The organism is Halomonas campaniensis, assembly GCF_014193375.1.
Lineage (GTDB): Bacteria > Pseudomonadota > Gammaproteobacteria > Pseudomonadales > Halomonadaceae > Halomonas > Halomonas campaniensis.
In genome coordinates this window covers 1-2444 of sequence record NZ_JACHZF010000062.1, presented here as the reverse complement: position 1 = coordinate 2444, position 2444 = coordinate 1, and the positions used below count along the sequence as shown (strand labels likewise).

Annotated in this window: 2 protein-coding genes; both read right to left on the bottom strand. The window is 65.2% G+C overall.

Annotation, left to right across the window (positions count from 1 at the left end; translation table 11 throughout):
- Nucleotides 1-60: 60 nt before the first annotated feature.
- The gene (istB, locus tag BDK63_RS18185; RefSeq protein ID WP_089680926.1) at nt 61-801 is read right to left on the bottom strand and encodes an IS21-like element helper ATPase IstB; all 741 of its coding nucleotides are present in this window, start codon (nt 799-801) and stop codon (nt 61-63) included.
- Nucleotides 788-2311 (bottom strand): IS21 family transposase, encoded by a 1524-nt coding sequence (gene istA / locus BDK63_RS18180; RefSeq protein ID WP_183334547.1) that lies wholly within the window; start codon nt 2309-2311, stop codon nt 788-790. The genes istB and istA overlap by 14 nt, the downstream gene beginning before the upstream one ends.
- Nucleotides 2312-2444: the final 133 nt, after the last annotated feature.

Genomic DNA, 2444 nt, shown 5'->3' with positions numbered 1-2444 from the left:
TGTCAATGGCCATCAGAACTGACCCACCAGCGGTCAACAAAATTGACCCACCCGTGATCGTCAGCTGAGCGTCTTCTGCTTCAGCCGGTAGCTCTCCCCGCCGAGCAGGTAGAGGTGCGAGTGGTGGATGATCCGGTCGACAATCGGCACCGCCACGTTGTCGTCGTGGAAGAACTCCCCCCAGCTGGTGAAGTCCTTGTTGGTGGTGATGATCAGTGACCGGTGCTCGTAGAACCGGTTGATCAGCTGGAACAGCGCGTAGCGCGCCTGCCGGCTCATCGGCAGGTAGCCCAACTCATCGATCACCAGGGCGTCGACCTTGGCGAGCTTGTGCAGCGTCTTCTTCAGCTCGCCCTTCATCTCGGCGAGCTCCAGTTCCTCGACCAGGTCTAAGGCATTGCGGAACAGCACCCGGTAGCCGGCCTCGATGGCCTTCTGCCCGATACCGATGCTCAGATGGGTCTTGCCCACCCCCGGCGGGCCGATAAATACCAGATTCTCGCGGTTGTCGAGGAAGGCGAAGTCCAGCAGGGCGTTAATCTGGCGCTTGGTGATGGTGGTCTGGTGCCGATAGTCGAACCCCTCCAGCCGCTTGTCGCTGGGGAATCCGGCCTGGCGCCGGTAGAGGTCGATACGCTTTGCCTCGCGGGTCTGGCGCTCGTGCTCGACCAGCATGTCGGCGAAGGCCAAGTAGGAGACCTCGTTGGCCTCGGCCTGGGCCAGCAGCTCGGTGAGGCCGCCGGCGATGGCGCCCAGCCGCAGGCTGCGGTAGCGCCCGGCGGTCAGCTCAAGCTGCCCCATGGGTCACCTCCTGCTGGCCGCTGGAGTGGCCAAGTCGGGCGTACTGAGCCAGCTCAGCCGGCGTCGTGTGAGGTCCGGCGGGGGCGTCACCGTCGTGATCCCGGCCTCTCGCCGTGGCGAGTCGGGCCGCCGCCAACCGTTCCTTGAGGCCACCGGCGGTGAGGCGCTCCCGGGTGACCCAGTCAGCGATTAGCGCCAGATCCAGCTGAGGCTCGGCCTCCAGCACCTGCCTGGCGCCACGCAGCTGGTCCTTGTAGTGATGCGGCACGCTATGGCGCAGCTTGTCACAGAGTTGCCGGCCCAGCGACTCGCCGAGGTGGCGGGCGATAGCCTGCTCCAGATCGGTCTCCTGCTGGCGGAGATCGCGGTAGTGGTTCTCGTTGCGCAGCGTACGGCCCTTGCCCAGGTGAAGGGCATGGGTGGCGATCTCATCGCCACTCTCCAAGTCGTGGATCGCCAGGCGGTTTTCCGCTTCCCGGACCCCGACTCGGCCCTGCTGGTAGGGCATCGGCACCGAGTACTTGTTGGCCTTCCAGGCGATCAGCCCGGTCTTGTCGACTCGGCGCGGGGCCAGGCCGTCGGCATCGCGGCCCACGCAGGCTGGGGTCAGGTAGGGGCGCAGGTGGCGCCGCTCCTCGGCGTCGAAGTGGGTCCACGGCTGCTGGCCGGTGGTGCCGTGAGTGCGCACGTTGGCGACCTCGTCGAGCCACTGGCGCACGTAAGCGCGCAAGTCGGCCTCGTCGCGGAACACCTCGCCATAAAAGGCATCCTGCTTGGCGTACTTCACCCCGGCCTCTACCTTGCCCTTGCTCTCCGGGTCGTAGCCGCAGCAGGCGCGGATCCGGAAGCCGGCGGTGGTGGCGTACTCATGGAAGCGCTGGTTCACCTCCAGCTCGCGGAACTGCTCGCTGATCACCACCATCTTGGTCTGGTCGTAGACGCACTCCTCCGGCAGGCCGCCGAAGTAGCGGAAGGCCTCGTCGTGCAGACGGATGAAAGTGACGGTATCGAGCGGCGACAGGCTGACGCCGACATAGGTCAGGCGCGAGTAGGAGAGCACGAACACCACGAAGTACAGGGGGCGCGACTCTCCGCCGATCATCACTTCGCGCAGTTCGCCCGGATCCACCTGGCACTGTACGCCGGGCACCATATCGAGCACCGGCTCATAGTAGCGCCGCTGCCGGCTGGCAACCGTGCTCTTTACCTGCTGCACGTAGCGCCGCAGGGTACGCTCCGAGACCGCCAGCTCGCCGACCTTCTCGCGTAGCTTGCGGGCCACCTTGACGCTGCTCAGCCGGGGAAAGGTGCGCAGCAGGTAGACGATGTAGTCGCGGTGGGCGTCGAGCTTCTTCTCGCGCTCGCGGTTCGACTGCGCCGCCTCGATGGTGGCCTCGTCCTGACGCAGGTACTTGCGGACGGTGTTGCGGGAGATGCCCAGCTCCTGGCCGATGGCACGGATCGACAGGCCTTGTCCTTCATCGTGTAACGCTTTGATCTTGTGAATCATTCCCCAGTCCTTCACATCTCCGTCCCGACCCTTGGCTGAGCCGACACGGTAGGTGGATGGTGGCAGCGCTGCCACCTCGGGGGTGGGTCAAAAGCGTTGGCCGGTACTGGGTCAATTTACTTGGCCATTAACA

Bases quoted from the DNA above. Each gene is read 5' to 3' on its own strand.
- istA (WP_183334547.1), bottom strand. From the start codon at position 2,311: ATGATTCACAAGATCAAAGCGTTACACGATGAAGGACAAGGCCTGTCG.
- istB (WP_089680926.1), bottom strand. From the start codon at position 801: ATGGGGCAGCTTGAGCTGACCGCCGGGCGCTACCGCAGCCTGCGGCTG.